Below are 6825 nucleotides of genomic sequence, written 5' to 3'. Positions count from 1 at the left end.
GGCCGCCCGTTCGCCGAGGGGTACATGTCCGCGAACATCTCCGCCGGGAACAGCGCACCGCGATGCTCGGCCAAGAACGCGAACACACTCCCTGCCGGGATCAACTCCCGGCAGGTTTCCCACACATCCGGCCCGACCGTCTCCCCGGCCCATTCCCCCATCACCACGAGAAAGAGTCTGGCCCCACCGCGCACGCGGCGGGGCCAGAACCCAAGATCTTCACGAGCCTTCTAGGTCCATGACATGGGCTCCGGTCAGGCCGGTGGCGGCCATCGCGGAGAGGAGTTCGCCGAGGCGGGCGCGGCGCTCGGTGTACGACGGCCTGGGCACAGCCGCGTCGACGAGGTCCATGGCGGCGTGCTCGATGAGGTGCCCGGTGGGGCGGCCTTCGGCGTCGCAGACGATCTCCGAGCGCTGCGCGAAGGTGCGGGGTCCGGTGATCCCGGCGGCCTGGAGTGCGGCGCCGCTGACCAGGGCCGAGTGACCGTCGTAGAGGCGTATGAAGGTGGGGGCGCCGGCCACGGCGTCCTCGATGAGGGCGCGGTCGACGGGGCGGCCGCCGAAGGCGTTGTGGTCAAGGCCCCAGGCGACGATCCAGCCTTCGTTGCGCTGTGCGCCGGCGAGGGCTGCGCGGAGCGCGTCGAGGTCGCGTACGGCGGAGAGATCGAGCCCGGTGGACATCTCCAGGCCCCACACGGGGTGGCTGTGACTGTCGACGAGGCCGGGGGTGAGGGTGGCCCCCGACAGGTCGACGGTCTCGGTGCCGGGGCCGCGCCAGTCCCGTACGTCCGACGCGTCGCCGACGGCGGCGATCAGTCCGTCCCGTACGGCGACGGCGGTTGCTTCGGGGCGGGTGGGGTCGAGGGTGCGGACGCGGGCGCCGGTGAGGATGAGATCGGCTTCGGGCACGTTCTTCTGCTTCCTTGCTCGTTGCTCGTTACTCGTTACTCGTTTACTCGGCCGGTTCTGCGGCGAAGCCCGCGTACACCTCGGGCCTGCTGCGGCGCAGGCGCAGGGCGATGGCGATGCCTATGAGGAAGACGGCGGGCACGACCGCGACGAGAGTGATGTTGATGGCCGGGGTGGCGCCGGTGAAGAGCTCGACGTTCGTTGCCACCAGGTAGAGCGCGACGGTGAGCAGCACGGTGGCCACGGCGGGGGCGATGGTGGTGCGCCAGATGTTCTCGGTGTGGCTGATGCGCCGGAAGAAGAACGGCACGGCGATCGCGGCGAGCAGTTGCAGCGCCATCAGGCCGATCATGCCGGGGGTGTTCACCCACAGCAGCAGTTCCGTGTACGGGTCCGCCCCGGCCAGCGCGAAGCCAAGGACGACAACCAGGCCGAGGACGGTCTGCGCGGCTCCGGCGAGGTAGGGCGAGCGGTGGCGGGGGTGGACCTTGCCCATCGCGGCGGGCAGAACGCCTTCCTCCGCGAGGGAGAGGCCGTACCGGTTGATGGCGTTGTGGAAGGCGAGGAGGGACGCGATGACGCTGGAGACGATGAGGATGTGCATCAGGTCCGCGGCCCAGCCGCCGACGTACGTGGTGATCGCGGTGAAGAAGAGCCCGCCCGCGTCGTCGGTGGCGGCCTGGACGACCTTGTCGGAGCCGTACGCCTGGATGACCGTCCAGACGACGAAGGCGTAGAAAAGGCCGAGGAAGCCGACGGCGATGTAGGTGGCGCGCGGGATCGTACGGCCGGGATCGCGGGCCTCGCGGCGGTAGATGGCCGTGGACTCGAAGCCGGTGAACGCGGCGAAGGCCATGGCGAGCACGGCGACCATGCCTGGCCCGACCATGTTGCCGGGAGTGAAGGAGTCGGCGGAGAGCCCGTGCGCGCCGCCGTCGAGGAGGACACCGCCCGCCAGCAGCACCAGAATCCCGGTCTCGGCGAGGAGGAGTACGCCGAGGACCTTGGCGCCGAAGTCGATGGACCGGTAGCCGAGGTACCAGACCAGCAGGAGCCCGGCGAGGGACACCGGCAGCCACGGTATGTCGATACCCCAGAGGGACTTGGCGGTGTCCTGGGTGGCGCTGCCGAGCAGGCCGTAGACGCCGATCTCCATGCCGTTGTAGCCGATCATGGCGAGCAGCGCGGCGCCCATGCCGACGGGGCGGCCGAGGCCCCGGGTGATGTACGCGTAGAAGCCGCCGCCGTGGCGGACGTACCGCGTCATGGCGGTGAACCCGACGGCGAAGACGGCGAGCGTGATGCCGGCCATCAGATAGCCGGCCGGGGCGCCGACGCCGCCGAGCATGATGGCGAGGGGCGCGACGCCGGCCATGACGGTGAGCGGGGCGGCGGCCGAGACGACGAAGAAGACGATGTCCGAGGTGCCGAGGGTGGCGCGGCGGAGGGTGGGCGTCGGCTCGGCGGCCGGTCCCGTTCTCTCCGGAGAGGTCTTGGGGGTCACAGACATGCGGGGACAGGCCCTTCTGCGGCAGCGGGGAGGCAGGGGCGACACGACCGTCACGCCGAAAACCTAAAGGCTTTCGGTTTTCGGTTTCGGGCAATGTAGCCTCCCGACGGGGATCCGGGAAGACCTGAGATTTGAGGGGACCGACATGGGCCGGCCGCGCACACCGCTCCTGGACAAAGAGCGCATCGCCACGACGGCACTGGAGCTCGTCGACGAGCAGGGGGAGTTCAGCGTCCCGCAGATCGCGCGGCGGCTGGGGGTACAGACCGGGTCCGTGTACCACCACGTGGACGGCCGGGACGGGATCGTCGAGCTGCTGCGGATACGGGTCGCCTCCGCCATCGACGCCTCGACCCTGGAGCTGGAGCCATGGGACGCGGCAATGACCGCCTGGGCCCGCTCGTACCGCGCGGCGTTCGCCGCTCACCCACGGGCGATCCCCCTGCTCATGACCTCACCGGTGCGCGCGCCGAAGGTTCTCGACCAGTACGAGCGGGCGGTACGGCTGCTGCTGGACGCGGGCTTCGAGACGGCGGACGTGATGGCCGTGATCAGCGCGCTGGAGAACCTGGTGCTGGGCTCCGCGCTGGACATGGCGGCGCCGGAGACGATGTGGGAGCTCCCGGACGAGACGGCGACGCCGGGGCTGGCACTCGCCCTGGCGGCGGCGGGCCCGGACCGCACGCACGCTGCGTTCGACTTGGCCCTGGAGGGCTTCATCGCGCACTGCCGCGCGTTGCTGGCGGTGGCGTCGTAACGGGTGGGGCCGGGCCGCTGCGCGGGGTCATTTCCCCACCTCGCCCCTTCCCGCTGTGACATTTGCGGCTCCGCCGCGTGGAGGCAAGCCCCAGACCCCGAACACCCTGCGGGCGTGTCCTCAAACGCGGGACGGGCTGGATGCGCTGGGACGGTGCCCATCCATGCGGCGCACTCGGTGCCGTTCCGCGCGCGGGCATTTCAGCCTGTCCGGCGCTTGAGGACCGAGGCCCGGGGCGGAGCCCCCACGCGGCGGAGCCGCAAATGGCACAGCGGGAAGGGGCGGGTAGGGGAAAGCCCCGCGCAGCGGCCCGGCCCCACCCGTTACGACGCCACACCCGCACCCACCCACGCCCACACCCAGAGCGCGCCGTACCCCACCCGCCTACCCCCCGTAGAACAACTCCTCCACCACCGCCCGAGCCCGCCGCGTCGTACGCCGGTAGTCGTCCAGCATGTCCCCCACATGCCCCGCCTCGTACCCCAAGTACCGTGCCACCGCCCCGAGTTCACGCCCGTCCGAGGGAAACGTGTCACCCGCCCTCCCCCGCACCAGCATCACCGCGTTGCGCACCCGCGTCGCCAGTACCCACGCCTCGTCCAGCACCGCCGCGTCGTCCGCCGCGATGAGGCCCGCCGTCCGCGCGGCGGCCAGCGCCTCCCGCGTGCGCGTGGTCCGGAGCCCCGGCTCCGCCGCCCCGTGCCGCATCTGCACCAGCTGCACGGCCCACTCCACGTCGCTCAGCCCGCCCCGCCCCAGCTTCGCGTGCAGCGTCGGATCCGCCCCGCGCGGCATCCGCTCGGACTCCATGCGCGCCTTGAGCCGCCGGATCTCCCGCACCGCGTCCTCACCGAGCCCCGCCCGCGGATACCGCAGCGGATCGACGAGCTCGACGAACCGCCGACCGAGCTCCGCATCTCCCGCCATCGGCTCCGCGCGCAGCAGCGCCTGACTCTCCCAGGCCAGCGACCACCGCCGGTAGTACGCCGCGTAGGAGGCGAGCGTACGCACCATCGGCCCGCTCTTGCCCTCCGGCCGCAGGTCCGCGTCGATCATCAACGGCGGGTCAGAAGTGGGGAGTTGGAGCAGGCACCGCATCTCCCCGACGACCGTGTTCGCCGCCCGCGCCGCCTCCTGCTCGTCCACGCCCTCCCACGGCTCGTGCACGAAAAGCACGTCCGCGTCGGAGCCATAGCCCAGCTCGTGGCCGCCGAAGCGCCCCATCCCGATCACCGCGAACCGCGTCGGCAGCCTGTCTCCCCATCGCTCCCGCACCACGGCCCGCAGCGCGCCGGCCAGCGTGGCGGCGTTCAAGTCGGTCAGGGCGTTGCCGACGCGGTCGACGAGCGCGCCCGGGTCCGGTTCCGCCGGGCTCTCCTCGGTTCCGTACGATCCGATGATGTCGCCCGCGGCGGTACGGAAAAGCTCCCGCCGCCGCACCCCACGCGCCGCCGCCACCGCCGTCTCCGCGCCGTCCGCACGCCCGACCGCGGCCAGCACCTCCTGCTCCAGATGCGCCCGCCCGCGCGGCTTCAGCCCTTCGGGATCGCCGAGCAGCGCCACCGCCTCCGGCGCCCGCAGCAGCAGATCGGGAGCGAGCCGCCCGGCCGACAGAACCCGCGCCAGGTTCTCCGCCGCCGCGCCCTCGTCCCGCAGCAGCCGCAGATACCACGGCGTCTTGCCCAGCGCGTCGGACACCTTACGGAAGCCGAGCAGGCCGGCATCCGGGTCGGCGGAGTCCGCGAACCACCCCAACAGCACCGGCAGCAGCGTCCGTTGGATGGCCGCCTTGCGCGTCACGCCGGACGACAGCGCCTCCAGGTGCCGCAGCGCGGCGGCCGGATCGGCGTACCCGAGGGCCTCCAGGCGCTGTCCCGCCGCCTTCGGACTGAGCCGGATCTCGCCGGGCGCGAGCTGCGCGACCGCATCGAGCAGCGGCCGGTAGAAGATCTTCTCGTGCAGCCGGCGCACCACCGCGGCGTGCCGCTTCCACGCCCGGTTCAGTTGCGGGACGGGATCCGTGCGCAGCCCGAGCGAGCGCCCGAGCCGCCGCAGACCGGCCTCGTCCTGCGGCACGAGGTGCGTGCGGCGCAGCCGGTACAGCTGGATGCGGTGCTCCATGGCGCGCAGGAAGCGGTACGCCTCGTCGAGCTGCACGGCGTCCGCCCGCCCCACGTACCCGCCGGCCGAGAGCGCCTGCAGCGCCCCGAGCGTCGACCCCTGGTGCAGTGTCGCGTCACTCCTGCCGTGCACCAACTGCAGTAGCTGTACGGCGAATTCGACGTCACGCAGTCCGCCGGGCCCCAGCTTCAGCTCGCGGTCGATCTGCGCGGCCGGGATGTTGTCGACGACGCGGCGGCGCATCTTCTGTACGTCGGGCACGAAGTTGTCGCGCTCGGCCGCCTGCCACACGAGCGGCGACACGGCCTTGACGTACGCCTCGCCCAGCGCCAGGTCACCGGCCACCGCCCGCGCCTTGAGCAGCGCCTGGAACTCCCACGTCTTGGCCCACCGCTGGTAATACGCGAGGTGGCTGGACAGCGTCCGTACCAGCGGACCGTTGCGCCCCTCGGGCCGCAGGTTCGCGTCGACCGGCCAGATCGTGCCCTCGATGTTCGTCTCGGAGCAGATCCGCATGAGGTGGGAGGCGAGCCGGGTCGCGGCGCGCAGCGCGTGGTCCTCGTCGGCGCCCTGCACCGCCCCCTGTACCGCCCCCTCCACCGCCTCCGCCACGAAGATCACGTCCACGTCGGAGACGTAGTTCAGCTCGTTGCCGCCGCACTTGCCCATCGCGACGACCGCGAGCCGGCACACCGCGGCGTCCTCCGGAGCGGCCTTGCGGGCGATGGCGAGCGCGGCCCGCAGGGTCGCCGTCGCCAGGTCGGCCAGTTCGGCGGCCGCCTGCGCGACATCGGTCGTACCGCACACATCGCGCGCCGCGATCGACAGCAGGCAGCGCCGGTACGCGACCCGCAGCGACACCGGGTCGGTGGCGTCGGCAAGACCCCGCTCGAAGTCCGCTACCTCGGGATGAAGATCCGCCGCCTCGTACGTGACGAGCGCGTGCCAGTCGCGCGGATGCCGCGCCAGATGATCACCGAGCGCCTCGGACGCGCCGAGCACACCGAGCAGCCGGTCACGCAGCGGCTTGGCGGTGACGAGCGTGTCGAGGAAGACGCGCCGCTCGTCGCCGCCCTGCGCCTCCACGAGCCGTACGAGCCCGAGGAGCGCCAGATCGGGATCGGCTGTCGCGCCCAGCGCGTCGAGGAGCACCGGGTCGTTGCGTACGGCGGCCAGCTCGGGTGCGCCGAGCAGCCGCTCGGCGGCGGACGGATCGGTGAAACCGTGCCTCAGCAGCCGAGTGAAGGTACTGCTCCTGCGCCCCGGCGCCGACATTCTGCCTCCCGCTCCGGCCGTCCCACGGTCCGTACACCTGTCCGTACAACCGTCCGGTCAAGGTCCGGTTCCCGAGCCTATCGGCAGGAGCGTCGCGGCGGCCCGCGGCCCAGCCGCCGCAAGGGCTGTGACGTAGAAGGCCAGTGAGATCCGCAACATCACCGGTTCTCGGCGCCGATAAACCGGATCCCACGTGAAACCCTCTTCACTTCTGCTCCACAGTCAGCGCGATGATCAGCGCCGTCCTGGGCGC

3 protein-coding genes and 1 pseudogene are annotated in these 6825 nt (G+C 71.9%); 1 reads left to right on the top strand and 3 read right to left on the bottom strand.

The features are described 5' to 3' along the window. Positions 1 to 231: 231 nt before the first annotated feature. Positions 232 to 909, bottom strand: a pseudogene (locus J7E89_RS27330) (amidohydrolase family protein); the annotation flags it as partial. A gap of 43 nt (positions 910 to 952) precedes the next feature. Next, positions 953 to 2419: an APC family permease gene (locus J7E89_RS27325; RefSeq protein WP_214977099.1), complete on the bottom strand. Its 1467-nt coding sequence runs from the start codon at positions 2417 to 2419 to the stop codon at positions 953 to 955. Between the two features lie 145 nt (positions 2420 to 2564). Between J7E89_RS27325 and J7E89_RS27320 the strand changes: the two genes are divergently transcribed. Beyond that, on the top strand, positions 2565 to 3176 hold the full coding sequence (locus tag J7E89_RS27320; RefSeq protein ID WP_214977098.1) for a TetR/AcrR family transcriptional regulator C-terminal domain-containing protein: 612 nt from the start codon (positions 2565 to 2567) through the stop codon (positions 3174 to 3176). Positions 3177 to 3560: 384 nt separating this feature from the next. Here J7E89_RS27320 and J7E89_RS27315 read toward each other — a convergent pair whose 3' ends face one another. Beyond that, entirely contained in the window at positions 3561 to 6572 is a 3012-nt protein-coding gene (locus J7E89_RS27315) for a bifunctional [glutamine synthetase] adenylyltransferase/[glutamine synthetase]-adenylyl-L-tyrosine phosphorylase (RefSeq protein ID WP_214977097.1), read from the bottom strand. Positions 6573 to 6825: the final 253 nt, after the last annotated feature.

Origin of the sequence: Streptomyces sp. ISL-100 (assembly GCF_018614615.1) — a bacterium.
Taxonomy (GTDB): Bacteria; Actinomycetota; Actinomycetes; order Streptomycetales; family Streptomycetaceae; genus Streptomyces.
Note: the sequence above shows the minus strand (reverse complement) of the source record. Positions and strands in the feature narration are given on the sequence as shown.